Genomic DNA, 22684 nt, shown 5'->3' on the forward strand with positions numbered 1-22684 from the left:
CAATCAAAAAACTCGATAGACAGGCCGTAGCTGCCGAAACGTTCGCTTACACTTCGGCGTCAGGGTCGTGGCGCTCGGCCATTCGCTGGGCCTCTGTGGCGTAGCGCTCCCGTGTCTCCTCGTCGTTGACCGGTTCGAGTCGTTCGGGTTCGACGTCGATAGCCGCCGTAATCCGTTTGCGCCTGAGCAGGTTCGGCGAGAGTTGCTTGGTCAGGTGGCGGTCGCCGTCCGGGGGCGCATAGATGAGCGTCACCATGCGCTCGTCGCCGTAACTGGAGCGCTCGACCAGCCAGCACTGGACCGTCTCCTCGTCGTCAGTCATTGCTGTATCGTTTGCGTGCCGGCGGTTTATATCTTACAACCCCTCTCGAACCGCCGTCAGCGGGGCACGTTTCGCCCGTGCTCGATTCTCGTGTCGCCAGAACAGAGTCGAATGACGCTCGCCGATGCATCGTCATTGTGTTGTCCGTCACAACTGCAGTGACTGGCAGCGCCGCCCCCGCCGCTGACAGCAGATTTATCCCGACAGCGCCGGGACGATACGGTAATCCGACGTGGGCTCCGACGACTCGCCGTTCGACGACGTATCGGCAGACCGGGACTACCTCCGTGTCCTCCTCACTGCCGTGTGTGTCGCCGCCGTGGTGCTGGCGACGGCGACGCTCCCGATTCTGGCACCTAGTGGGACACAGAGCCCGATGGAGTCGCTTATTCCGCTCCCGCAGGAGAACCCGTTCGGGTCGGCGGGAGGCACCTCGACCGGCGGCAGCGGCGGCCAACTCGGCGCGCTGAACCCGGGGAGCCAGACCAGTGTCGGCGGTTCGATTGGTAGTGGCGACAGTCCGTACCAGTCACAGAACACGGAGCCGCATTTCACCGTCACGAGTTCTGAGCCGGCGTACTGGCGGACCGGCGCGTACGAAACCTACACCGGTACAGGCTGGGACGGGCGGGCGGACCCGCAGGCCTATCAGGGACCGATGGCGGTCGACGGGATGGCTGACTCAACGGTTGACTACGAGGTGCGACTGGCAAAGTCCGCCACGTCGCTACCGACCGTCTGGCGGCCGAAGTCCGTCTCGCGCGACGACGTGATGGTCACCGAGTACGGCGCGGTCACGTCCGAGCGACCGCTCCCTGCCGGAACGACCTACAGCGCGACCAGCGTGACGCCGCCCGATGACCCGGAAGTGCTGCGGACGAGCGGCCGGGACTACCCCGACGCCGTGGAATCACGCTATACGGGCGTCCCGGCGTCGACCTCGGCACAGGTGGGGCCGTTCACCGACCGGCTAACCGAGGACAGCGACTCGCCCTACGAGACGGCGACGACCATCGAGCAGTGGCTGGAGGCGAACAAGGACTACTCGCTGAACGTCAGCCAGCCGCCAGAGGACGATGTGGCCTCGGAGTTCATCTTCCAGATGGACAAGGGGTACTGCGAGTACTTCGCCACGTCGATGGTAGTGATGCTGCGGAGTCAGGACATCCCGGCGCGCTACGTCGTCGGCTACTCGACCGGCGAACAGACTGGCCAGAACCAGTACACCGTTCGTGGCATGAACGCCCACGCGTGGGTCGAGGTGTACTTCGAGGGCGTCGGCTGGGTGAAGTTCGACCCCACGCCGGGGCAAGAGCGCCTTGCGTCCGAACAGCAGGCGATGCAAAACAGCAGTCAGGACTACAGTGCCGCGGAGTCCGGGAGCCCCGACGAGGAGTTCGCCGTCGGGACGCCGACGGACGAACCACAGACCGAAGTCCCGACTGCCGAGGCCGGAGAGCAGTCAGAGAGCGACGGAACCGAGGGCACTGAGACGGGGACGGACGGGACTGGTGAGAGCGACGGCACCGGCGACTCGGGCGACGGACAGACAGTCTCCCAGTCCGGCGAGTTCGTCATCGAACTCAACCGGACGGCGACGCCGGGCGCGGCGGTGGCCGCGACGGTGACCCGTGACGGCGCACCGGTGGAGGGCGTGACGGTCTCGTTCAACGGTGAGCCGGTCGGAACGACGGGCCCGGCCGGCACTGTTTCCGGGACGGTACCCTACGAAGACGAACTGACGATCACTGTCGATGCAGTCGGCGACGCGGACTCACTTGTCGCTCCGTCGGTCCCGCCTGACAGCACTCGTGCCTTCGCCGTGACCGGCCCACAGGCCCAGCAGTCGACGAACGCGAGCTACGAACTGAACACGACCGCGTCGGTGAGTATCACTGGCGAGCAGGTCACCGGCGGCGAGGTGACCGTCACCGCGACTGTCGACGGCGTGCCAGTGCGGGACGGCGATGTCTTGCTCAATGGCGAACAGGTGGCGACGACGGACCGGCAAGGGCGGGCAGCGGTCACGCTTCCGACTGAACCCGGCAACGTCTCGGTTGCCGTCGAGCGCGACGCCGTCAGCGGCAACACAACTGTTGTGCTCGAACGGCTCTCTATAGCAACGTCGCCGTCGCTCCCACTGGCCTTCCCCGTCGCTGGCCAGACGGTGAACGCGACGATGGGTGGGGACCCGGTCACGAACGCCACAGTTACACTCGGCGGCGAGCCGACGGCACGGACCGGCGCGGCCGGTCAGGCGACGGTCGGGATGCCAGTCGCGGCGAGTGCCGAAATTTCCGTTTCGAAGTACGGACAGACGGCCACGACGACCGTCAATGGCCTGTTCGTCAACGCCGCGGGCGTCGTGCTGGCTCTCGGCGTTCTCCTCGCCGGGACGGTCATCGCCGCTCGTCGGCGGAACGTCACGCCGGGGACGGTATGGGGCTGGGTTCGGGCCGCACGTGAACTTGCCATTGGGGCGCTCGTCGGCGTTGCGGTGGTGGCTGATGACCTGCTCGATCGCTTCCGAACGCGTGTTGAACTCACTGTCACAGCACTCCGTGACCTGCTCGCCGGTCACCGGTCGCCGGCGGCGCTGTTCGACGCGTTGCGAGCGTGGATTTCTGAACGCTTTGCAGCGGCCGAAGACGCAGCCAGCGATGCGGTGGCGGCTGTCTCCACAACCGAATCAAACGGAGACGACGGAACGCCCGCGGCTCGTGTTACCATCCGCGAAGCGTGGACGCGCTTTCTGACCCACGTTTCCCTTCGGCGGTACTGGACGCGGACGCCCGGAGAGATCGCGACTCACGCCATCGAACGCGACGGTCTTCCACCGGCCGCGGTTCGGACGGTCCGGGACGCGTTTCGGGCGGTCGAGTACGGCCAGCGGGATCCACAGGAACACGTCGCGGCCGTCGAGGACGCGATCCGGACCATAGAGACGGCCGCCGGACAGCAGTCCGGCGCGACCGACGACACTGACGACGCGATGGAGGGGCGGCCCTGATGCGCCTGCGAACGGTCGTTTTCGGAACTGTGGGGCTGCTGGCGACCGCGGTCGCGGCCTCCCTCGTTTTCGCGCCGACGGCCGCCGGCGAGTCGCTTGTCGCTGTGTTCGGTAGCGTTGCTCCGACAACCATCCTCCTCGCTGGCAGTCTGACCGTCGGACTCTGTGCGGTCTTTGCCGGCTGGCTCGGTGGACTCCTCGGCGGTGGCTCACCGACTGCCTTCGACGTGGCCGTCGACAGCCCCCCGGAAGACGTGACAGCGACGGAGAGTCGGCTGTTCGCCGCTGACATCGACGCGGCCATCGACGACGCCGTCGGTGGCGACGACGCGGCGATGGACACGGTTACCGAGCGCCTCACTGCGGCAGCGACGACGGCCTATGCTATCGAAGCCGGTGTCTCGCAGGCGTCCGCCCACCAGGCAGTCCGTACGGGGACGTGGACCGACGACGCCGTCGCGGCGGCGCTGCTCGCCCCGGACGAACCACAGTCGCTGCTGGCCCGGCTCCGCCTGTGGCTCGACCCGGAGAGCGAGCGCCGCCGCCGCATCCGCCGGACGGTCGACGCTATCGAGCAGGTTTCTGGAGGTGAGCGCTGACGATGGACCGTCGCGTGCGACGCTGGAGTGGCGGCCTCGCAGCCGCGCTGTTTCTCGTCAGCGTCTCGCTTTTGACCGCCGAGCCGTTGTTGCTCGCCGCGACCGCAATCCCGCTCATCTACGTCGCCTACGGCGCGCTCTCGCGGGTGTCGGCGGGAACCGACCTGCAAGCGACACGGTCCGTCTCTGACGCCCAGCCGACGCCGGGCGAGCCGGTTGCGGTCGAACTCACCCTGACGAACACTGGCAGCAATTCGCTGACGGACGTGCGGGTCATCGACGGCGTGCCCGAGGAACTGGCCGTCGTCGAGGGGTCACCGCGGCTCTGCACCTCGCTGCGGCCCGACGAGAGCGCGACCCTGTCCTACGCAGTGATGGCAAAGCGCGGAACCTACACGTTCGATGCCGCCGCGGTGCGGGTACGGACACTGTCGGCCAGCGACGAGGTGACTGTCGACCTGCCCGTGGCCGGCGACGGGACGCTGACATGTTCGAACACCGTCTCTGAAGTCCCGATGGCCGACGCGACACTCCCGCGGGCGGGCACACTTCCGACCGATACCGGTGGAAGCGGGCTTGAGTTCCACTCCACACGGAGCTACCAGCCCGGCGACCCGGTCAACCGCATCGACTGGCGGCGCTACGCCAAGACCGACGAGCTGACCACCATCGACTACCGGGAAGAACAGGCGGTCAGGACGGTGCTGGTCGTCGACGCTCGCCCGCCAGCCCGCGTGACACCGGTGCCGGGGTTCCCGACCGGAGCCGAACTGTCGGCCTACGCGGCCGAGCGCCTGTTCGACGCGCTCTCCCGGACCAGCGTCGTCGCAAGTGTCTGTGCCGTCGGCTTGGCCCCGGAGGATGTCCCCGGCGGGCTCGACCCCGACGGGCTGGCGTGGGTCGACGCCTCGGGCGGCCACGCGGCCGCCCACGCGAGACAGATATTCGACAGCGTGGGCCGCGCCGCGGCTAGACAGTCGGACACCGACGCGCCCGGTGACGCTGCCGTGGCCGAGGACGAGTCTCCACAACAGCCTCGGGGCGAAGCTACGAGGGTGACGACGGCTGACGGCGGTACTATCGAGGACCCGGACCTGCTCGCCGTGCTCGCCCGACTCCCGCCGACCGCGCAGGTGGTTGTGTTCTCGCCGGCCGCCGACGACTGGGCCGTCTCGCTGGTGTCGTCGCTCGCGGTCCGTGAGTACCCGACGACGCTCGTCAGCCCATCGCTGGCCCGCGGGGACTCGCTCGGCGCGGCTGTCGCGGGTACCGAACGCACCGCCCGCCTCCAGCGGGCCGAACTATCCGGCGCGACCGTCATCGACTGGGACCTCGACAGCCCGATCGACGTGGCGCTCCGTGCCTCGCTTGCGGACCTGTTCAGCGTGTAACAATGGACGACCACACCACACTCCCGACCCGGATGCCCTGGACCAGCCTCGCCACCGTCGTCGGCGTGACGGCGCTGCTGGTCGCGGGATTGCTGGGAACCGTTTCCGCCGATCGGGCCGCGCTCGTCGGCGTGGTGACCGGCGTACTGCTGTCGCTGTCGCTGTGGCTGAGCGGCTGGGACCGCTGGCAGGCGGTCGGGACCGTTCTGGCCAGCGTTCTCGCGCTGCCGGTCGCCGTCGGGCTGTCCGTCGCCACTGGCGGGACGGTCGTCTCGCTCGGTGCCGAACTGTTCCCCGTCACTTCCCAAGCTGGCGTCCGACCGGCGGTCGTCAGGCTGCTGTCGCAAGTCATCGTCGTCCTCGGTTGTCTGACCGCCGTCTTCGGCGCGACCGCGGCCACCCGCGGCGTTGTCGACACCGAGCGGGTGGGGGCCTACGGTGGCGTCGTCGTGCGGACGACCGCCGTTCCGTTCACCGTTGGTCTCGTATTGTTCACACAGGGGGCCGTCGACTTCTTGCAGTCTAACGCTGGGACGCCAGGCATTCAGCAACTGACTGGCAAACTGCTCACTCGGGTTCTGGACCCGATTTTCGACCCGGTGCCCGGACGAACGCATATCGCTATCTTCAGCCTGTTGCTCGCTCTCGCCGCCGCGGCACTGGCCCGAGGGCTCGACGCCCTGCCGCTTTCCGAACTCGTCCCGGAAACGAGCGACGCGCCCGACGTCGACAGGGCCGTCGCTGCCGTCGAACGGACGCTCCGGTGGACGGGCCGGCTCGCCTTGCTGGTCGCGCCGGTCGCCGGCCTGTTCGAACTGGGACTCGGTCAGGAATCACTGGCTGGACTGCTCCCGGTCGGGCTGTACGAGCTTATCGTCGCAGTCACGGCCGCGCCGGGCCTCCGCGGCCTCCTCTGGTGGCTGTTCCTCAGTGGGGCGGTCGTCTCGGTGGCTGTCTGGGTCCTCCGGCGGACAGTCCAGAGTTCGGCCGACCGCGTGGGGAGTGTCCTTGCGCCGTACGTCGGTGGCGGCGTCATCACGCTCGGCGCGGTGGCGGTCGCGGGACCGGCAGTCGATGGCATCGAAACGGCGCTCCGGGCGACGCCGGCCGCGGCGGCCGTCGAGCAGTTCCTCGTTCCGGTACTGGACGTGTACGGCGCGGAGACCGTCACGCTGGCGCTGGCCGTCGTAGCGCTGTTTTCGGTCGTCGGTGCAGTTGGACAGCTGTGGGTGGCGCTGGCGACGAATTATCTGCGTGCGCGGACGGCTGGCGTCACGCTCGCCGCGGCCGGCCTGTTCGGAGCGAGCGCCTTTGCCGCGACGCTTTCGACGCCGACGTGGCTGGTGCTCGCTGGCCTAGTCGGTGCAGTCGTCGTCTGGGACGCCGGGTCCTTCGGGACGACGCTGGGGCACGAGGTCGGCACCGGGGCCGCGACGCGCCGGGCCGAACTCGTCCACGTCGGCGGGACTGTCGCGGTGGGCGGCGTCGGCGCGGTGGCGACGCTGGGCCTCTCTGGCGTCGCCCGTGGTTCTATTGCCGTCGAGCCATCGGTCGCCGTGGCCGGCCTCGTGGTCTGTCTCGTCGCTGTGTTGGCGCTGGTGGCCGCGATACGGTAGTTACCGTTGAAACGCCCGTGCCGCCGTGACGCCGAGCGGCCCTGAAATGCTCAGGGACTGACCGCCGGCACCTCGACGCGGTCCAGCACGTCGTCAACGACGGTCGCCGGGTCGACGCCGCGGACGCCCGCGTCGGCGGTCAGGACGAGTCGGTGGGCGAACGCCTCCTCGACGACGCTTTTGACGTCGTCCGGGACGGCGTAGTCGCGGCCGTCGAGGACCGCGGCGGCGCGAGTCGCCTCGAACAGCCGCTGAATACCACGCGGGGAGACGCCGACGTCCACGCGGTCGTCCTCGCGAGTGGCGCGGCCGAGTTCGACGACGTAGTCCCGGAGCGTGCCGTCGACAGTGACTGATTCAACAGTTCGCTGGAGCGCCGGCAGCCGCTCGCCGTCGATGACACTGGTGACGCTCGGGGCCTGTGCTGTGCGGTCGGCCCGCCGGTCGATGAGTTCGCGTTCGCCGCCGAAGTCGGGATAGCCCATCGTGGTTTTGACGATGAAGCGGTCCCGCTGGGCCTCGGGCAGGCCGAAGGTCCCCTCCTGTTCCACGGGGTTCTGCGTGGCGATGACGAAGAACGGCTCGGGCAGGTCGTGGGTCACGCCATCGACGGTCACCTGCTTCTCGCCCATCGCTTCGAGCAGCGCGGCCTGTGTCTTGGGCGGCGCGCGGTTGATCTCGTCGGCCAGCACGACGTTGGCGAAGACGGGGCCGGGCTGGAAATCGAACTCGCCGGTGGCTTCGTTGAACACGTTCGAACCGGTGATGTCAGACGGCAGCAGGTCCGGCGTGAACTGCACCCGCTTGAACGAGAGGTCGAGCGCCGTCGCGAACGACTGGGCGGTGAGCGTCTTTCCCGTACCCGGCACGTCTTCGAGCAGTACGTGCCCCCGGGCGAGAATCCCGGTCATGACGGTTTCGAGGAAGTGGTCGTCAGCGATGACGGCACTGCCGACGGCGTCGAGAATCTGTCGGCTGGTTCGTCCGGCAGTGTCGTGGTCCATACCGGCGTGTAGACAGCCACCGACAAATACCCTCTCCCTCGGTTTTGCCGGCGGGCGGCCCGACTCCGTGTCACTTACCCACAATAAGAGAGTATTGCCGTAACTCTGAGTTATAGATAGCTAGAGATATATGCATACTGCACATGACTGACGACTACGGATTCGGGACGCGCTGTGTCCACGCCGGCCAGGAGGAGCCGGACCCGGTCACAGGGGCACGCGCGCCGCCCATCTATCAGACCTCGTCGTACGTCTTCGAGGACGCCGACACTGCGGCCGACCGGTACGCGCTAGAAGACGACGGGAACGTCTACTCGCGGTTCGACAACCCCACCGTCCGGATGCTCGAAAACCGCATCGCCTCCCTCGAAAACGCTGTCGACGCCGTCGCGACGGGGTCGGGAATGGCCGCCCTTGACGCCGGGACGTTCGTCCTCGCGGCCAACGGCGACAACATCGTGACGGCCTCCTCTATCTATGGCGGCACGCATTCCTATTACTCCAACACCGCCAGTCGCCGGGGTATCGAGACGCGGTTCGTCGACACGCTCGACCCGGACGCCTACGCCGAGGCCATCGACGAGAACACGGCCTACGTCCACTTCGAGACCATCGGGAACCCGTCGCTCGTCGTCCCACCGATGGAGGAGATCGCCGAGGTGGCCCACGACCACGGCGTGCCCGTCTTCGTCGACAACACGTTCGGGACGCCGGCCCTGTGCAACCCGCTGGACCACGGCGTGGACCTCCTCTGGGAGTCGACGACGAAGTGGATCCACGGCTCCGGGACGACTGTCGGCGGTGTCCTCGTCGACGGCGGCTCGTTCCCCTGGGACGAGTTCCCCGAGAAGTTCCCGGAACTGGGCGGGGAAAACGAGGCCTTCGGGAAGAACTTCTCGGAGGCCTTTGGCGACCGCGCCTTCTCGGTCGCCGCCCGCCAGCGCGCGCTCCGCTCGCTCGGCGACGGTCAGAAGCCCTTCGACGCCTGGGCGACCCTCCAGGGTGCCGAGACGCTCTCCCTGCGGATGGACCGCCACTGCGAGAATGCGATGGCTGTCGCCCAGCACCTCGACGACCACCCCGAGGTCGCCTGGGTCACCTATCCCGGACTGGAGAGCCACGAGACCCACGACCTGGCACAGCAGTACCTCTCCGGCGGGTTCGGTGGCATCGTTACGTTTGGACTGGAAGCCGGCTACGACGCCGGCCGGCGGTTCTGCGAGGAGACGGATCTGGCCCAGTTCCTCGCCAACATCGGCGACGCCAAGACGCTGGTCATCCATCCGGCCTCGACCACTCACGCCCAACTCAGCGAGGAAGAACAGCGCGCCAGCGGCGTCACGCCGGACCTCCTCAGGTTCAGCGTCGGCATCGAGGACCCCGAGGACATCATCGCAGACATCGACGCCACCATCGACCGGGTCACATGAACGTCGAACACAACACCGTCTCCCTCGGCGAGTTCGAGTTCGACTGCGGGGAGACGATTCCGGAGCTGGAAATCACCTACGAGGCCTACGGGGAGTTCGACGGCGACAACGCGGTGCTGATCTGTCACGCACTGACCGGCAGTGCCCACGTCGCCGGCCGGGACCGGGTCGACAGCGCCGATCAGGCCCGCGCCTGGTGGGACGACATCGTCGGACCGGGCAAAGCCATCGACACCACGGAGTACTACGTCGTCTGTGCGAACGTGCCCGGCTCCTGTTACGGGTCGACTGGACCGAAAAGCGAGAACCCGGAAACCGGTGAGCCTTACGGTACCGACTTCCCGCCGGTCACCGTCAGGGACTGGACCGAGGCACAGCGCGCGCTGCTTGACGAACTCGGGATTCCGCACCTCCACGCCGTCGTCGGCGGCAGCGTCGGCGGCATGAACGTCATCGAGTGGGCCAAACGCCACCCGGACCACGTCGACCGCATCGTTCCCATCGCCGCGGCCGCGCGACTGGACACGCAGTGTCTCTCGCTCGACGCCATCGCCCGCCGGGCCATCACGACCGACCCGAACTGGAACCAGGGTCACTACTACGGCGAGGACCAAGACCCGCCGAGCGACGGGCTGGCGCTGGCCCGCCAACTGGGCCACGTGATGTACCTCTCGAAGGCATCGATGGAGCGGCGCTTCGGCCGCCGCGCCGCCGGTCGGGACGCCGTCCGCACGTTCCCCACCGACGCCGCGGGCGCGTTCTTTCCCTACCGCGACGTGGAGTCGTATCTCGACTACAACGCCGAGAAGTTCACCGAGCGCTTCGACGCCAACAGCTACCTCTACCTGACTCGGGCGATGGACAACTACGACCTCGCCGCCGGGTTCGAGTCTGACACGGACGCGCTGGCGGCCTTCGACGGCGACGCGTTGGTGATGTCCTTCACCGCCGACTGGCACTTCACCACCCAGCAGGCGGAGGCACTGGCCGACTCGCTCCGCGATGCCGACGCGAACGTCGCCCACCACGTCATCGACTCCGACCACGGCCACGACGCGTTTCTGGTCGAACCGGACAACGTTGGGCCGCCGCTGGCGGACTTCTTAGAGGCCGGCATCGCCGGCAACGCCGTCACCGACTCGGTGGTCGAAGACAGTCAGGAGAGCGACTTCGCACCCGTCCACAACAGCCTGTTCTCGCGGTAGCGACGCGGGCCTTTCAGGGGTGACTGGGCGATTCGCTCTCCCTCGGTCGGCTCGCCGATCATGCAATTCTCGACTCACGCTAGCATTTAACACATTTCGGACCGACTAGCTCTATGTATGGCTGACATGACAACAAACATCGAAAGCGAGGAGTATTCGTTTGGACAGACGGTGTACGACGAGGACGGCAACGAACTCGGGACCATCCGCGGGTTCGACGAACACGGGTTCTACGTCACGGTCGAGAACGGCATCGAAGCGATGTCGAGCGAGCATCTCAGCGCCGGGGCCGCGGGCGAGGCCGAACTGATGTGGCGCTGCTGGGAATGCGGCGAAATGGGACAGATAGAGGACATCCCCGACGAATGCCCGTCCTGCAACGCGCCAAAAGAGGATATCTACTACTGGCAGGAAGATTGAGACGGCTCGGTGGCTGTCTGGAACCACCGACCGTATACGTGGCAGTGATTACGTCTGCTCGAATCGCTCTGCGACGGCCGGTCCGACTGTCTCCTGTACTGTCTCGGCGGCCGACGGCGGGAGCGAGAACCGAAGCGTCGTCCAGTCGAGTTCGAGAATCGCCCGTCCGTCCTCGTCACCGATGACGACGTACACCAGTGTCCCCCCGTAGACTCGCGCCAGCGCGTCGAACGTTTCTGCCGTCATCGGCACCGTCCCGGTCGTGTGTGTGTCAGTCGCGGACACGTCGGTGTGGCCTGCGAGTGTCTCGACAGCGAACCGTTCGTGCTGGGGGGTGTCTCGCCGTCCGACACCGAGGTGGACAAACGCCTTTTCGGGGGACCGCGGTGACGCGTCCAGCACCGCGGCGAGCACGTCCAGCCCGACCGCTTCGTCCGGGTCGGCCAGTTCGAACCGACGCCTAGTTTCGTCTTCCGGCCAGGTCGGCCCCGGTTCGCCGTTGCCACCGATGCCCTCCCACGCCGTGACGATCGTTTCGGTCAGTCGGTCGATACCGATCTCGTCGATAGCCCGAACTACTGCCTCGGCGTCGTCGGAGTCGCCCATGCCCACTCGTTCGCCACTCGCGGCCAAGTGCGTGCTGATTCCGGTACGCCGGTGGTAGGTTTTTGTCCGGGCCGTCCCTGCGAGGCGGTATGGATATCGTCGTCGTCGGGGCCGGGAGCCTCGGCAGCCTCGTCGGTGGCCTGCTCGCCCGCGAGCACGACGTGACGCTCGTGGGCCGCGAGCCACACGTGGGCAGCGTCAGCGATAACGGTCTCTCGGTAGTCGGAATCGAGCAATTCCGGGTCCATCCCCGAGCACAGACGGCGATTCCGCAGCGTGCCGACCTCGCGCTGGTGGCGGTCAAGGCATACGACACCGCCGCCGTTGCAACGGACCTTGCCGACTGTACGCTCGATGCGTGTCTCTCACTCCAGAACGGAATGGGCAACGAGTCGCAGTTGGCCGCCGAACTCGACTGCCCGGTGCTGGCGGGGACGTGTTCCTACGGCGCGCGACTTCGAGAACCGGGTACTGTCGCGTTTACCGGCCGCGGCGAGGTCGTGCTGGGGGACCGCGACGGCGGCCGGTCCGCAGTTGCCGACGACATCGGGGCGGCGTTCCGTGCGGCCGACATTGAGACGACCGTTGCGGCGGACATGCCGACCCGCCTCTGGGAGAAACTCGCGGTCAACGCCGGCATCAACGCGGTGACGGCGCTCGCCCGGGTGGAGAACGGCGCGCTGGCCGACCCGCCGGCCGACGCTATCGCTGCGGACGCCGCCCGCGAGACGGCCGCTGTTGCCCGCGAACAGGACATCGACCTCCCCGACGAGCGTGTGGTGTCGCTCGTCGAGCGTGTCGTCGACGACACCGCCGCCAACCACTCGTCGATGTTTCAGGACGTCTCGGCTGGCCAACGAACGGAAATCGACGCCATCAACGGCTATGTCGCCGAGACTGCGACCGAGCGGGCCCCGGTCAACGAGACACTTGCCGGGCTCGTCAGTACGTGGGAGCGCCACCGTGAGCAGTAACTAGCCGAAACTGACCGCTACCGACGCGATAGCGGGGGGTCTACGTTACTCACAGATACCGAGATGTCGACGCTGAAGGCCGTTCTGGAATCACACAATGACTATATACACGTCTCCTATGTGTGTCTCACATGACTCCACACACCGACGGAGCACGGTACGAAACACCGTGTAATACTCTCGACGGGACCGATGTGCATGGCACAGCGCGGAGGGCACCGGTATGACTGCGGATGACGCGGGTGGGAACCGTATCGCCGACTACGAACTGTTCGAGGTGCCGCCCCGGTGGCTCTTCCTCCGACTGGAGACGGCCGACGGCACCGTCGGCTGGGGCGAACCCGTTGTTGAGGGACGGGCGCATACGGTGCGTGCGGCCGTCGAGGAACTGCTCGATAGTTATCTCATCGGAGAGAACCCCGAGAACATTCAGGACCACTGGCAGGCGATGTATCGCGGTGGCTTCTACCGCGGCGGGCCGGTCCTAATGTCCGCTATCGCCGGCATCGACCAGGCGCTGTGGGACATCAAGGGCAAGCAACTCGGTGCGCCGGTTCACCAGCTACTGGGCGGGCAGGCCCGGGACCGGATTCGGGTGTACCAGTGGATCGGCGGCGACGAGCCTTCCGATGTGGCCAGCGCCGCTCAGGCACAGGTCGACGCTGGGTTCACGGCACTGAAAATGAACGCGACGCCCGAAATCGAGCGCGTCGACACCCCGGCCACGGTTGAGGCTGCCGCGACCCGGCTCCGTGAGGTCAGGGAAGCTGTCGGTCCCGAGGTCGACATCGGCGTCGACTTCCACGGTCGGGTTACGAAGCCGATGGTCAAACGGCTCGCGTCCGCGCTGGAGCCCTACGAGCCGATGTTCATCGAGGAGCCGGTGTTGCCCGAACACAACGACGCGCTGCCGGCGCTTGCGGCCCACACTGACATCCCGATTGCGACCGGCGAGCGGATGTACTCGCGCTGGGACTACAAGGAGGTGTTCGAAGACGGCGCTGTCGACGTGATTCAGCCGGACCTCTCCCACGCCGGCGGCATCACCGAGGTGTACAAGATCGCGTCGATGGCCGAGGCCTACGACGTGGCGATGGCCCCCCACTGCCCGCTTGGCCCGGTCGCGCTGGCCTCGTGTGTACAGGTCGACGCCTGCTCGCCCAACGCACTCATTCAGGAGCAGAGTATCGACATCCACTACAACGAGACCACCGACGTGCTGGACTACCTCGCCGACCCGTCGGTGTTTGACTACGAGGACGGGTTCGTCACCGTACCCACCGACCCCGGCCTCGGAATCGAGATTGACGAAGCGTTTCTCCGGGAACAGTCCCAGCAGGAGGTCGACTGGCACAACCCTGTCTGGCGACACGACGACGGTAGCGTCGCCGAGTGGTAGTCCGGTCGCAGTGCCCCGTCGAACTCCCCGTCAGAGACTGCGTGTGTAACAGCACGGGCACGTACCAAAGGAAAGGGCTCATATCCCGCGCCCGATACGTACCTGTATGGCCTCCTCAACGTCGTGGAAGCGCGATTTTGCGAGCGGCCTCATCGTTCTGTTGCCCCTGCTGGTGACGATTTACGTTATCCTCTATCTCTACTCCATCCTCGCGTCCGCGGCGGTCATCCCTGCGATCGATAGTGAACTGCTAGCGATGCTTGGACTCCCCTCGGGGACTTCGTCTGTTGAACTCGCACGGGTGTTCACGACGCTGATTATCTTCATCCTCATCGTGTTTTCCATCGGCTATCTGATGCGGACGGCCTTCGGCGACATCGTCGAACGCGCAATCGACGACGCGATGAACCACGTCCCCGGACTCCGAGTGGTGTACAACGCCTCGAAGATGGCGGTTGAGACGGCTGTCGGAGGAACGGAAGACCTCCAGGCCCCGGTGAAACTCGAAGTGTGGGACGGGATGCGCATGACGGCGTTCAAAACGGGACAGACGACTGACGACGGCCGCGACGTGCTCTTCTTACCGACGGCGCCGAACATCACGACCGGCTACGTCGTCGAGGTCGAACCGCACCGCTACGAAGAAGTCGACGAACGCGTCGAGGAAGCGTTGACGCGTATCCTCAGCGCCGGCTTCGGTGACACGGACCGAAGTACTGCCACGCCGATTCCGGTCGCCGACGAGGACGACCTCGCGAACGACTAACAGCGCCGTTTAGTGGGCTTTCAGACGTAGTGGAACCACTCTTCGCGGTCGCCGCTCTCGATCACGTCGAAGAAGGCCGACTGCAACTCGTCGGTGACTGGCCCTTTGGTCCCCTCACCGATCTCGTTGTCGTCGACGCTCCGGATCGGCGTGACCTCCGCCGCCGTGCCGGTGAAGAACAGTTCGTCGGCGGTGTATAGCTCACCGCGGGAGATGGTCGCCTCTTCGTGGACGGTGTAGCCCATTTCTTCGGCGAGCGTGATTGCGGTGTTGCGGGTGATGCCTTCGAGGATGCTCTCTGCCAGCCCGGGCGTGTAGATTTCGCCGTCCCGGACCATGAAGATGTTCTCGCCCGGCCCCTCGGCGACGTTGCCCTCCTTGTTCAGGACGATGGCTTCGGTGTAGCCGTTGCGGCGAGCCTCCTCGCCGGCGAGCATGCTGTTGACGTACAGCCCCGTGGTCTTGATGTTGGTCGGAATCTGGCTGGAGGCGTGCTTGCGCCAGGACGACACCATCACGTCGACGCCCTCCTCCAGCGCTTCCTCGCCCAGATACGCGCCCCACGGCCACGCTGCGATGGTTGTCTTCGTCGGGCAGTCTTTCGGACTCACGCCGAGCGAGTCGAAGCCGTAGTAGACGATGGGGCGGATGTAACACGATTCGAACCCTTCCGTCTCGATGAGTTCCGTCGTCGCCTCGGTGAGTTCGTCTTTGCTGAACTCGATGTCGAGGTCGTACGGTTTCGCGGACTTGTACAGGCGGTCCAGGTGTTCCTCCCAGCGGAAGATGGCCGGCCCCTGTTCGGTGTCGTAACAACGGACGCCCTCGAAGACGCCGGTCCCGTAGTGCAGCGCGTGGGTGAGGACGTGGGTCTGCGCATCCTCGAAGTCGACGAACTCGCCGTCCATCCAGATGCGCTCGGTTCCCTCGAACATCTCCGGACGGTCGCTCATCGCACGACCCCTCCGCTGAGTCGGCCGTCGCGATGCCCGCGGGTGATGCCTCCTGCTGTCTCGTCGTGTGTCATATCTACCCCATTGATTCCCGTGGTTAAGAGTGTTGACGATACCCTTGCGGATCAGGGCTGCGCCGTCTGGCACGTCTGGCACGGCGCACTGCCCTGCCGACCGCAAACGCTTTAGTCAAATCTGGCCGTTCGCACCTACATGTCCTCGCTGAAGCGGTCGCTCCACCGTAGCGTCGCTGTCCTGTTGCTGCCGCTGAGCCTGCTCCTGATTCAGACCGAGGTCATCACGCGCAATCTCTCTGGTGTCGTCGAGTCACCGGTCCCTGCGCTCTCTCGGGCCGTAGGTATCGCGTTGTTCACTGGAGCGGTGCTGTACCTCGTCGTCAGCGGTCTCAGACAACTTGCCGCGGCCGCGGATACACCCTTCTGACTCGAAACTCCGATTCGGTTCCGTGGGGACAAACAGTAGCTGCTCGCTTCTCGCGCTGTCGGACGTCGGTCCCGCAACAATCCTAGTACTACGGAGTGGCGACAACGCTGCCTCGGCTACAGCCGCCTGTCTCAGTCGAACCGCTCTAGCAGACTAGCGCCTTCGACGTACACGAGCCCCTCGCGGTCGGCGTAGGCCCGTGCTGCTGCCGGGGGCAACGCTGCACCCGTCTCGTCGTCCAACATCTCACAGACGACGGCGGCCTCGGGCTGGTCGGCCGCGGCCGCGAGCGCGAGCGCGAGTTCGGTGTGACCTTCGCGGTCGGAAAGCCCGTCCGGAGCCGCGCGGAGGAGGTGGACGTGACCCGGTGACCGGAAGGCATCGCTGAACACGTCCGGGTCCGGGTCCGCCGCGACAGTGGCCAGTTCCTGAATCGTCAGCGAGCGGTCGTCGTCGGTGATGCCGGTAAAGGTATCGCGGTGGTTCACCGTCAGCGAGAACGAGGAGCGCTCGTCGTAGGCGAGGTCGTGGTCGGCCGCCGTCGGGTGGTCGAGGACCTCCTGCATGAAAGGCAGTTCCAGCGCCTCGGCAACGCGGTCCGAGAGCGCGACGCAGACGAGGCCCCCGGCGTCGTTGCGCATCCGGGCGACGGCTTCGGGGGTGACGGCTCCGGCCGGGTAGACGAGGTCAGTCTCACCTTCGCGGTCGGCGGCGTCGTGGATCAGCACCGGCTCGCCACGGGCGAAGGCGGCGACGGCGTCGGCCACGCTGTCGGCGTCGACGGCGGTTTCCTCACTCCGAGACATGCACGATCACCTCGTCACCGTCGGCCAGTTCTAGCACGCCACGGAGCTTCTCGGGTGCGATCACTTCGAGTTGCTCCTCGCCGTGGTGGGTCCGTTCGGGCGCGATAACGTGGGCCGGCTCGTACTCGCCGTCGCTCCCCTCTATCGAGGCGGGGTAGCAGTACGCGGGGCCGTACGTCCGCTCGTCGTCCTCCCAGCCCTCGATGGTAACCGGCTCGATGGCGCTCATCCGCGCTCGTTTGCGAACGCTCTCGGCGGTGAGTTCGAGGTTGAGCGTGCCCGCGAACGGCTCGTACCCCAGCCGTTCGATGAACTGCTCCATGTAGCCCGGTAGCGTGATGTAGTGGCGACCCTCGCCCATCCCCGAGGTAACGACCCCGGTCAGATCGACGCTGGCATCGGATTCGAAGATGCGCCGGTAGTCGGCGTACTCGGACTGGAGGCGGCGCTCACCGTCGCCAGTCAGCTCCACCTCCTGCCCGTCGCTGACGATGTCCCGGGCCAGAAACCCGGCGTCTTCGAGCCGCTGGAGCCGCCGCGAGGCGGTCTGGTTCGAGGCGTCCAGCCGTTCGGCGAGATCGGCACAGGATACTTTCGTCGATTCGTCGAGCGCACCGTCGAGGGCGAGCAGTTTCAGCGTCGCCAGCTCGTCCCGACCGACGCCCTGTCCCGTTGATTCAGCCATGCACTGCAGTAGGGATTCCCGCCGGATAAGCATACCGAAGGTGGAATGCATTCCACTTTTGGAACGGAGAAAAACTAGGACAGGGTTGGTAGCAAAAGCGCGATTGTTCTTCTTTGCTGGATACAATTCAACCCGCTGCCTAACACGTTCAGTCCCGTCACACTGTTGTGATGGCGCTGCCTCGCCTTGTGATGCAGTCAGTACTCCACCAGCGGGTCCTGTTCCCAGAACTCGCTCGACTTCTCCAGTTTCGGGACCCACGTGTTCTCGTCCTCGGCGAGCATCGTCACACGGGAGTCTTCGACCTCCTTCAGCACGTCGTGGTCGGGGAGGTACTCGCCCATCTCCCGCGTGAACTCGCGGACCTCGCTGTGGTCGGGCATCGAGTCGCGGTCGAGACGGCCCCGCGAGTGGCCGACGTGCATGTACGCCTTCATCTCGACGAAGTCCGCGTCGGCCCGGTCACACATCGCCGCGTACCACTCGGGGTGGTGCATGTTGTGGCCCTTGACCAGCGTCGTCCGGATGACGGTGCGGGTGTCGTCTTTCTCGGCCAGCACGTCCAGCGTGTCGATGAGCGAGTCCCAGGCGTCGTCTTCCATCGCCTGCACCGTCGAATCGAACGTTTGGCGGTCGGCGGCGTCGACGGAGACGTACATCTGGGTCGGGTCACACCGCTCCAGCATCTCCGTGTTGGTCCCGTTGGAGACGAGGAACGTGGTGATGTCGCGATCGTGGAACTCCTCAATGAGTTCCGGCAGGTGCGGGTAGAGCGTGGGTTCGCCGTCCAGCGAGATGGCGACGTGGCGCGGTTCCATCGCCTGGTCGAACACCTCGCGCGGAACTTCGTCGTTGCCGCCGAAGCCGGAGAGAAGTTCGCGCTGGAGTTCCACGGAGGCGTCGGCGACTGCCGCGGGGTCGTCCCACTCCACGTCGCCGAGTTCGTAGGCGTGGCCGGCGTGGTCCCGCCAGCAGAACACGCATCGTTCGTTGCATTTCACGACCGGCGTCATCTGGATGCAGCGGTGGGACTCGATACCGTAGAAGATGTACTTGTAGCACTTCCCCTCCCCACGCAGGGCGTTTTTCGTCCAGCCGCAGGTCTGGGCGGCCGTGTGGTTCTCGCTGTGGTAGGCCGGGTCCGAGACCTGCTTCGGACCGTCGTCGGCGTCACTCATTGGACACCGGTTCAACAGCCAGCGGCAAAAACTCCCGGATGTTGCGCGTCAGTAGCGATGCTTCGGGACTGCGTTGCGCTTACGTCAGCTTGACGATGGGGTTGCTCATGTGGTGGCCGACGACGTTGCCGTTCTCCATGATCCGGTCGTACCCGTCGGCGTCGACTTCGATCCGCGTCTCGCTGTCTTTCTGCATCAGATAGAGTGTTTCGCTCATACACCTGTGGATGCCCCTGATAGGCAAGACCAGAACTACTAGGTGTATAGATACGCGCTGTGATGCATGCTATATGTATCAAACCGCGCCGGAAATGTGTCTCAGCCGGAAGATTTTGGGGGCTCGACGTTGAGTGCACTAGTATGGGTGTGCTTGACACGGTCTCCGAGCTGTTCGGCTCCGAGGACCACCACTACCGGTTCCGCTGTGACGACTGCGGGACCGAGTTCGCACAGCGCGCGGCGACGGTCGAGAACCTGACCTGTCCGGAGTGTGGCGCTGGCTCGGTCCGATCTGCCGAGGCGGCGTGAGATCGGGCGGCCAGCCGCCCGCCCCATCATCGGCCTAGGTCGTAGAACTCGTCGTTCGGGCGGATATCGGCGAGCTGTGCCAGGCGGTTCGAGAGGTTGAAGAAGGCGGCGACGCTGCCGATGTCCCAGATAGCGCGGCGGCTATACCCGTGTTCCTCCAGCCGTTCGAGGTCCGATTCCTCGATACGGGCGGGCGACTCGGTTAGTTTCACCGCGAAGTCGAGCATCGCCTTGTGCGTCTCGTTGATATCGGCTGTCCGGTGGTTCGCGGCGACCTGCTCGGCGAGCTTGGGCGCGTCGGCGTAGATACGTAGGAGCGCGCCGTGGGCGACGATGCAGTAGAGGCAGTCGTTGACGCCGCTGACGGCGACGATTATCATCTCGACCTCTTCGCGTTCGAGCGCCGTCTCCTCGACCAGCGCATCGTGGTACGCGAAGAACGCCCGGAAATGTGAGGGGCGGTACGCCATCGCCGGGAAGATGTTCGGCGTGAAGCCGGCGCGGTCGGTCTCCGCTTCGATGCGCTCCTGCAGGTCCTCAGGGAGGTCATCGATGGCCGGAGTTTCGAACCGTGTCATCACTGTGTCGGAGTCTGCCATACCACCTGTCCGTCCGGCCCCGGCTTGAAACTTGGTTGCCTGTCTGACAATGGCCGGCGAGAGCCAGTGTATAGTTCTTCCGGGGACGTGGCACGGGATCGAACAGCCACGCCGGCTCTTTTGTCAGACGACGCGACGAGTCAGATGCATGTCAACGACGACAGAAACGACGCAAACGTACGATCTCGGTACCGGCAACTGGAAGGCCGGCGTCCTCGGCGGCATCGCCGGGAGCGCCGTCATGGGTGTGCTGATTCTCGTGATGAACACTGCGACGCTAGCCGTCGCAATCCCATCCCTGTACGGGTTCGCGCCACCGCCGAGTCCGGGGGCCGGTCTTGTCGTCCACCTCTCACACGGTGCAGTGCTGGGTGTGGCCTTTGCAGGGCTGGCGAGTGCGCTGCAGCTGGACACGTCCGGCAAACTGCTTGGACTCGGCGTCGGCTGGGGCGTCGCCACTTGGGCCGTCTTCGCGGCTCTCGTGATGCCGGTCTGGCTCGGTGTCGTCGGCTCGCCGGCCTCGCTGCCGTTCCCGAACTTCGCGCCGCCGTCGCTGCTGTGGCACGTTTTCTACGGTGCTGTCCTCGCGGTCGTCTACGCTGTGACCGCCGACCGCATCTGAGGCGATTGACTCACAATTACTGCTCCTGAAACACGGTCCACTGTCGCTCGTCGGTTTCGGCGTCGGCTATCGCCTCGACCTTTTCACGCTGCAAGTCGTCCAACTGCGCGGTCGCCAGCCGAACCCACGACAGGAACGCCCCGCGGAGCCGCTCACGCACTACTTCGGCCGGCTGTGGGGTGTACACGTACACGTGCCCGCCCTCCGGCCTGATTCGCCGGCGCTTCTCGACGACACCGAGGTCGGCGAGATGGTTGAGATGGCGTGCGACGACGCTCCGGTCGTAGCCGATCTGCTCGGCCAGTGCTGCAACGGTCAACTCACCACCCTCCATCACGCAGAGACAGACGTCCAGTTCGGTGCCGGACATCTCGAAGACCGTCTTGAGCAGAGTTTCGAGTGACGGCTCGCTGACCGCCGTCTCCTCTATCTCGGTCGCCGTCATCGGCTCGCTACAGCACTCCGGGCGATTGTCGCCGATGCCGATGCCGCCGCAGGTCTCACACTCGAACAGCTGTGGTCCGTCAGCGGGGGGTGTCATAGGACGGGCTACTCGCCCCGGCGGTAGAAGCTTCAGGTATGTTCAGGGTAACTACGGGCAGGTGCTCGCGGGTCGCGGTTTCTCGCCCGTCATATAGATGTTAGTCCAAAGGTCTAAGCCCTCCCGGGACGGAATATGATTCACTATGAGCACTGAAACAGAGGACGCCAACGACCTGCGCGAGCGAATCACGAACTTCCTGCGCCGCAACTTCCCCCAGATCCAGATGCACGGCGGGAGCGCGGCCATCGAGGAGATCGACCGCGAGGAAGGCAGCGTCACGATCCGCCTCGGCGGCGCCTGTTCCGGCTGTGGCATCTCGCCGATGACCATTCAGGCCATCAAGACGCGTATGACCAAGGAGATCCCGGAGATCAACGAGGTCACCGCCCGAACTGGGATGGAACAGCAGGAAGGGATGTCCGGCGGAAGCGGCGGCATGAGTCCGTCCTTCCCCGGTGAGTCTCGCGGCGGCGACGTTGGCGGCGACGAAGACGAAGGCCCCGAAGCGCCGTTCTGAGGCCAGTTCTCGATCTTTTTTAGACCTGTTGACCAGCAACGCGTATAGGCGTGCCCGTGTGAGTCTCCAGAGTCCGTGTCCGTGGTCGCCGACTGACGTACAGCGGCGAGTCACACACATTAAGACGACGGGGAAAGACGGCGGGGATATGGAGACGGTCGACACGGTTGTCTGGGCGCTGTGGGCGATGTTGCCGGCGTACATCCCGAACAACGCCGCGGTACTCGCCGGTGGCGGCAGACCGATAGACGGTGGCCGAACGTGGGGCGGGCGGCGAGTGCTGGGTGACGGCAAGACCTGGCGCGGGACGCTCATCGGAACCGCTGCCGGGACGTTACTCGCGCTCGGACTGACGCAGGCCGCACCCGGCGTGAGCGCTGCACTGGGAGCCGACCTCCCGACGTTTTCGGTCCGCGCGGGATTCGGACTCGCCTTCGGTGCGATGCTCGGGGACATCGGTGCATCCTTCCTCAAGCGCCGGACGGGCCGCGAGCGCGGGGCTGCGTTCCCCGGGCTGGATCAACTGGACTTCGTCGTCGGAGCGTTGCTCTGTGCGCTCGTGACCGCGCCGTCGTGGTTCACCGAGACGTTCACCTTCCCGGTGCTGGTCGTCGTTGTCGTCGCGACGCCGGTGTTACACGTCGTGACCAATGGCATCGCCTACCTTCTCGGCCTGAAAAACGAGCCGTGGTAACGCGTCGTGACGGCCCGCGGATTGCACCATAGAACTACCTCGATCGCCCACGAAGCCGCATCCGATGGCCCTGCCCAACTCCTTCCCTGTCGCTAGCCGTGCCTCGCCGGTCATTCGCCGCGCGACAGCCAGCGGCGTGCTCTGCACGGCGGTCTTTCTGCCGACCATGTACGTGCTCCTGCACGCATACGTCGTCCTCACGGTAAGCGTCGGCCCCGTCCACACGCTCGACAGGCTGATCGACTTCGCCGTCGTCGCGGGTGGCATGACGACGTTCGTCGCGGGGTTCGTTTCACAGTTCCTCACTGAGACTTTCCTCGCCGAGAGGACTACGTAACTCCAGCGAATCGGCGAAGAAGTGCGTTTTTACGC

The 22684-nt window shown here is 65.8% G+C and carries 26 protein-coding genes; 16 read left to right on the top strand and 10 right to left on the bottom strand.

From position 1 onward, the window contains the following. Positions 1-46 precede the first annotated feature (46 nt). The gene (locus tag IEY38_RS10050; protein WP_188977492.1) at positions 47-322 is read right to left on the bottom strand and encodes a hypothetical protein; all 276 of its coding nucleotides are present in this window, start codon (positions 320-322) and stop codon (positions 47-49) included. Positions 323-554: 232 nt separating this feature from the next. Here IEY38_RS10050 and IEY38_RS10055 point away from each other — a divergent pair, with 232 nt between their 5' ends. Genes IEY38_RS10055 through IEY38_RS10070 form a run of 4 tightly spaced genes read left to right on the top strand, consistent with a single transcriptional unit; the run spans position 555 to position 6938 of the window. After that, the gene (locus tag IEY38_RS10055) at positions 555-3332 is read left to right on the top strand and encodes a transglutaminase TgpA family protein (protein ID WP_188977494.1); all 2778 of its coding nucleotides are present in this window, start codon (positions 555-557) and stop codon (positions 3330-3332) included. Then, positions 3332-3931, top strand: a complete 600-nt coding sequence (locus IEY38_RS10060; RefSeq protein WP_188977496.1) for a DUF7269 family protein — start codon at positions 3332-3334, stop codon at positions 3929-3931. Before IEY38_RS10055 ends, IEY38_RS10060 begins: the two co-directional genes overlap by 1 nt. Before the next feature lie 2 nt (positions 3932-3933). Then, complete coding sequence (locus tag IEY38_RS10065) at positions 3934-5322, top strand: DUF58 domain-containing protein (protein WP_188977498.1); 1389 nt, start codon at positions 3934-3936, stop codon at positions 5320-5322. A gap of 2 nt (positions 5323-5324) precedes the next feature. Continuing rightward, entirely contained in the window at positions 5325-6938 is a 1614-nt protein-coding gene (locus tag IEY38_RS10070; RefSeq protein WP_188977500.1) for a DUF7519 family protein, read from the top strand. A gap of 50 nt (positions 6939-6988) precedes the next feature. On the opposite strand, the gene IEY38_RS10075 is transcribed toward IEY38_RS10070, so the two are convergent. After that, on the bottom strand, positions 6989-7942 hold the full coding sequence (locus IEY38_RS10075; protein WP_188977502.1) for an AAA family ATPase: 954 nt from the start codon (positions 7940-7942) through the stop codon (positions 6989-6991). A 143-nt stretch (positions 7943-8085) separates the two neighbouring features. On the opposite strand from IEY38_RS10075, the gene IEY38_RS10080 reads away from it, so the two are divergent. The 3 genes from IEY38_RS10080 (at position 8086) to IEY38_RS10090 (ending at position 10997) form a co-directional block, all read left to right on the top strand. Next, positions 8086-9372 (top strand): O-acetylhomoserine aminocarboxypropyltransferase/cysteine synthase family protein, encoded by a 1287-nt coding sequence (locus tag IEY38_RS10080; protein WP_188977504.1) that lies wholly within the window; start codon positions 8086-8088, stop codon positions 9370-9372. After that, complete coding sequence (gene metX, locus IEY38_RS10085) at positions 9369-10577, top strand: homoserine O-acetyltransferase MetX (protein WP_188977506.1); 1209 nt, start codon at positions 9369-9371, stop codon at positions 10575-10577. Before IEY38_RS10080 ends, metX begins: the two co-directional genes overlap by 4 nt. A 117-nt stretch (positions 10578-10694) precedes the next feature. Continuing rightward, entirely contained in the window at positions 10695-10997 is a 303-nt protein-coding gene (locus IEY38_RS10090; protein WP_188852035.1) for a DUF7130 family rubredoxin-like protein, read from the top strand. Positions 10998-11045: 48 nt separating this feature from the next. On the opposite strand, the gene IEY38_RS10095 is transcribed toward IEY38_RS10090, so the two are convergent. Then, a complete protein-coding gene (locus tag IEY38_RS10095; protein WP_188977508.1) occupies positions 11046-11603 on the bottom strand; it encodes a hypothetical protein in 558 nt (185 codons plus the stop codon). 89 nt (positions 11604-11692) lie between these two features. Between IEY38_RS10095 and IEY38_RS10100 the strand changes: the two genes are divergently transcribed. From IEY38_RS10100 to IEY38_RS10110, 3 genes are all read left to right on the top strand, one after another. Beyond that, positions 11693-12577, top strand: coding sequence for a ketopantoate reductase family protein (locus tag IEY38_RS10100; protein WP_188977510.1), 885 nt, complete (start codon positions 11693-11695; stop codon positions 12575-12577). A gap of 223 nt (positions 12578-12800) precedes the next feature. Beyond that, a complete protein-coding gene (gene dgoD, locus IEY38_RS10105) occupies positions 12801-13976 on the top strand; it encodes a galactonate dehydratase (RefSeq protein ID WP_188977512.1) in 1176 nt (391 codons plus the stop codon). A 106-nt stretch (positions 13977-14082) separates the two neighbouring features. Further along, positions 14083-14742 carry a DUF502 domain-containing protein gene (locus tag IEY38_RS10110; RefSeq protein ID WP_005536337.1) on the top strand — a complete coding sequence of 220 codons (660 nt, stop codon included), beginning with the start codon at positions 14083-14085 and terminating at the stop codon, positions 14740-14742. A 20-nt stretch (positions 14743-14762) separates the two neighbouring features. On the opposite strand, the gene IEY38_RS10115 is transcribed toward IEY38_RS10110, so the two are convergent. Beyond that, a complete protein-coding gene (locus IEY38_RS10115) occupies positions 14763-15695 on the bottom strand; it encodes a branched-chain amino acid transaminase (RefSeq protein WP_005536336.1) in 933 nt (310 codons plus the stop codon). Between the two features lie 213 nt (positions 15696-15908). Between IEY38_RS10115 and IEY38_RS10120 the strand changes: the two genes are divergently transcribed. Beyond that, the gene (locus IEY38_RS10120; RefSeq protein ID WP_188852031.1) at positions 15909-16139 is read left to right on the top strand and encodes a hypothetical protein; all 231 of its coding nucleotides are present in this window, start codon (positions 15909-15911) and stop codon (positions 16137-16139) included. 131 nt (positions 16140-16270) lie between these two features. Here the strand turns inward: IEY38_RS10120 and ribB are convergent, their stop codons facing one another. The 4 genes from ribB to IEY38_RS10140 form a co-directional block, all read right to left on the bottom strand. Continuing rightward, positions 16271-16945: a 3,4-dihydroxy-2-butanone-4-phosphate synthase gene (ribB, locus tag IEY38_RS10125; RefSeq protein WP_188977514.1), complete on the bottom strand. Its 675-nt coding sequence runs from the start codon at positions 16943-16945 to the stop codon at positions 16271-16273. Further along, positions 16932-17630 carry a DUF120 domain-containing protein gene (locus IEY38_RS10130; protein ID WP_170097669.1) on the bottom strand — a complete coding sequence of 233 codons (699 nt, stop codon included), beginning with the start codon at positions 17628-17630 and terminating at the stop codon, positions 16932-16934. Before IEY38_RS10130 ends, ribB begins: the two co-directional genes overlap by 14 nt. A 197-nt stretch (positions 17631-17827) precedes the next feature. Then, a complete protein-coding gene (gene twy1, locus IEY38_RS10135; protein WP_188977516.1) occupies positions 17828-18808 on the bottom strand; it encodes a 4-demethylwyosine synthase TYW1 in 981 nt (326 codons plus the stop codon). Positions 18809-18887: 79 nt separating this feature from the next. Beyond that, positions 18888-19025, bottom strand: coding sequence for a hypothetical protein (locus IEY38_RS10140; RefSeq protein WP_004518317.1), 138 nt, complete (start codon positions 19023-19025; stop codon positions 18888-18890). Between the two features lie 143 nt (positions 19026-19168). Here IEY38_RS10140 and IEY38_RS10145 point away from each other — a divergent pair, with 143 nt between their 5' ends. Beyond that, positions 19169-19336, top strand: coding sequence for an FmdB family zinc ribbon protein (locus IEY38_RS10145; protein ID WP_188977518.1), 168 nt, complete (start codon positions 19169-19171; stop codon positions 19334-19336). Between the two features lie 26 nt (positions 19337-19362). Here the strand turns inward: IEY38_RS10145 and IEY38_RS10150 are convergent, their stop codons facing one another. Then, positions 19363-19935 (bottom strand): peroxidase-related enzyme, encoded by a 573-nt coding sequence (locus IEY38_RS10150; protein ID WP_188852028.1) that lies wholly within the window; start codon positions 19933-19935, stop codon positions 19363-19365. Positions 19936-20083: 148 nt separating this feature from the next. Between IEY38_RS10150 and IEY38_RS10155 the strand changes: the two genes are divergently transcribed. Continuing rightward, positions 20084-20557, top strand: a complete 474-nt coding sequence (locus tag IEY38_RS10155) for a DUF6789 family protein (RefSeq protein ID WP_188977521.1) — start codon at positions 20084-20086, stop codon at positions 20555-20557. Positions 20558-20573: 16 nt separating this feature from the next. Here IEY38_RS10155 and IEY38_RS10160 read toward each other — a convergent pair whose 3' ends face one another. Further along, on the bottom strand, positions 20574-21098 hold the full coding sequence (locus tag IEY38_RS10160; protein WP_188977523.1) for a helix-turn-helix domain-containing protein: 525 nt from the start codon (positions 21096-21098) through the stop codon (positions 20574-20576). Between the two features lie 145 nt (positions 21099-21243). Here IEY38_RS10160 and IEY38_RS10165 point away from each other — a divergent pair, with 145 nt between their 5' ends. The 3 genes from IEY38_RS10165 to IEY38_RS10175 all read left to right on the top strand — a co-directional run bounded on the left by IEY38_RS10165 (position 21244) and on the right by IEY38_RS10175 (position 22649). Then, positions 21244-21618, top strand: coding sequence for a NifU family protein (locus IEY38_RS10165; protein ID WP_058993009.1), 375 nt, complete (start codon positions 21244-21246; stop codon positions 21616-21618). 148 nt (positions 21619-21766) lie between these two features. Further along, complete coding sequence (locus IEY38_RS10170) at positions 21767-22312, top strand: CDP-2,3-bis-(O-geranylgeranyl)-sn-glycerol synthase (RefSeq protein ID WP_188977525.1); 546 nt, start codon at positions 21767-21769, stop codon at positions 22310-22312. A 64-nt stretch (positions 22313-22376) separates the two neighbouring features. Beyond that, a complete protein-coding gene (locus IEY38_RS10175; RefSeq protein WP_188977527.1) occupies positions 22377-22649 on the top strand; it encodes a hypothetical protein in 273 nt (90 codons plus the stop codon). Positions 22650-22684 lie beyond the last annotated feature (35 nt).

Source organism: Haloarcula sebkhae, assembly GCF_014647415.1.
In the GTDB taxonomy this organism is placed as follows: Archaea; Halobacteriota; Halobacteria; order Halobacteriales; family Haloarculaceae; genus Haloarcula; species Haloarcula sebkhae.

Excerpts from the sequence above, each read along its gene's own strand:
- IEY38_RS10050 (WP_188977492.1), bottom strand. The coding sequence starts at position 322 with ATGACTGACGACGAGGAGACGGTCCAGTGCTGGCTGGTCGAGCGCTCC.
- dgoD (WP_188977512.1), top strand. The coding sequence starts at position 12,801 with ATGACTGCGGATGACGCGGGTGGGAACCGTATCGCCGACTACGAACTG.
- IEY38_RS10150 (WP_188852028.1), bottom strand. The coding sequence starts at position 19,935 with ATGGCAGACTCCGACACAGTGATGACACGGTTCGAAACTCCGGCCATC.
- IEY38_RS10175 (WP_188977527.1), top strand. The coding sequence starts at position 22,377 with ATGGCCCTGCCCAACTCCTTCCCTGTCGCTAGCCGTGCCTCGCCGGTC.
- IEY38_RS10115 (WP_005536336.1), bottom strand. The coding sequence starts at position 15,695 with ATGAGCGACCGTCCGGAGATGTTCGAGGGAACCGAGCGCATCTGGATG.
- IEY38_RS10080 (WP_188977504.1), top strand. The coding sequence starts at position 8,086 with ATGACTGACGACTACGGATTCGGGACGCGCTGTGTCCACGCCGGCCAG.
- IEY38_RS10090 (WP_188852035.1), top strand. The coding sequence starts at position 10,695 with ATGGCTGACATGACAACAAACATCGAAAGCGAGGAGTATTCGTTTGGA.
- IEY38_RS10140 (WP_004518317.1), bottom strand. The coding sequence starts at position 19,025 with ATGAGCGAAACACTCTATCTGATGCAGAAAGACAGCGAGACGCGGATC.
- IEY38_RS10145 (WP_188977518.1), top strand. The coding sequence starts at position 19,169 with ATGGGTGTGCTTGACACGGTCTCCGAGCTGTTCGGCTCCGAGGACCAC.
- metX (WP_188977506.1), top strand. The coding sequence starts at position 9,369 with ATGAACGTCGAACACAACACCGTCTCCCTCGGCGAGTTCGAGTTCGAC.
- IEY38_RS10165 (WP_058993009.1), top strand. The coding sequence starts at position 21,244 with ATGAGCACTGAAACAGAGGACGCCAACGACCTGCGCGAGCGAATCACG.
- IEY38_RS10100 (WP_188977510.1), top strand. The coding sequence starts at position 11,693 with ATGGATATCGTCGTCGTCGGGGCCGGGAGCCTCGGCAGCCTCGTCGGT.
- twy1 (WP_188977516.1), bottom strand. The coding sequence starts at position 18,808 with ATGAGTGACGCCGACGACGGTCCGAAGCAGGTCTCGGACCCGGCCTAC.
- ribB (WP_188977514.1), bottom strand. The coding sequence starts at position 16,945 with ATGTCTCGGAGTGAGGAAACCGCCGTCGACGCCGACAGCGTGGCCGAC.
- IEY38_RS10065 (WP_188977498.1), top strand. The coding sequence starts at position 3,934 with ATGGACCGTCGCGTGCGACGCTGGAGTGGCGGCCTCGCAGCCGCGCTG.
- IEY38_RS10170 (WP_188977525.1), top strand. The coding sequence starts at position 21,767 with ATGGAGACGGTCGACACGGTTGTCTGGGCGCTGTGGGCGATGTTGCCG.
- IEY38_RS10110 (WP_005536337.1), top strand. The coding sequence starts at position 14,083 with ATGGCCTCCTCAACGTCGTGGAAGCGCGATTTTGCGAGCGGCCTCATC.
- IEY38_RS10160 (WP_188977523.1), bottom strand. The coding sequence starts at position 21,098 with ATGACACCCCCCGCTGACGGACCACAGCTGTTCGAGTGTGAGACCTGC.
- IEY38_RS10095 (WP_188977508.1), bottom strand. The coding sequence starts at position 11,603 with ATGGGCGACTCCGACGACGCCGAGGCAGTAGTTCGGGCTATCGACGAG.
- IEY38_RS10075 (WP_188977502.1), bottom strand. The coding sequence starts at position 7,942 with ATGGACCACGACACTGCCGGACGAACCAGCCGACAGATTCTCGACGCC.
- IEY38_RS10120 (WP_188852031.1), top strand. The coding sequence starts at position 15,909 with ATGTCCTCGCTGAAGCGGTCGCTCCACCGTAGCGTCGCTGTCCTGTTG.
- IEY38_RS10155 (WP_188977521.1), top strand. The coding sequence starts at position 20,084 with ATGTCAACGACGACAGAAACGACGCAAACGTACGATCTCGGTACCGGC.
- IEY38_RS10130 (WP_170097669.1), bottom strand. The coding sequence starts at position 17,630 with ATGGCTGAATCAACGGGACAGGGCGTCGGTCGGGACGAGCTGGCGACG.
- IEY38_RS10060 (WP_188977496.1), top strand. The coding sequence starts at position 3,332 with ATGCGCCTGCGAACGGTCGTTTTCGGAACTGTGGGGCTGCTGGCGACC.
- IEY38_RS10070 (WP_188977500.1), top strand. The coding sequence starts at position 5,325 with ATGGACGACCACACCACACTCCCGACCCGGATGCCCTGGACCAGCCTC.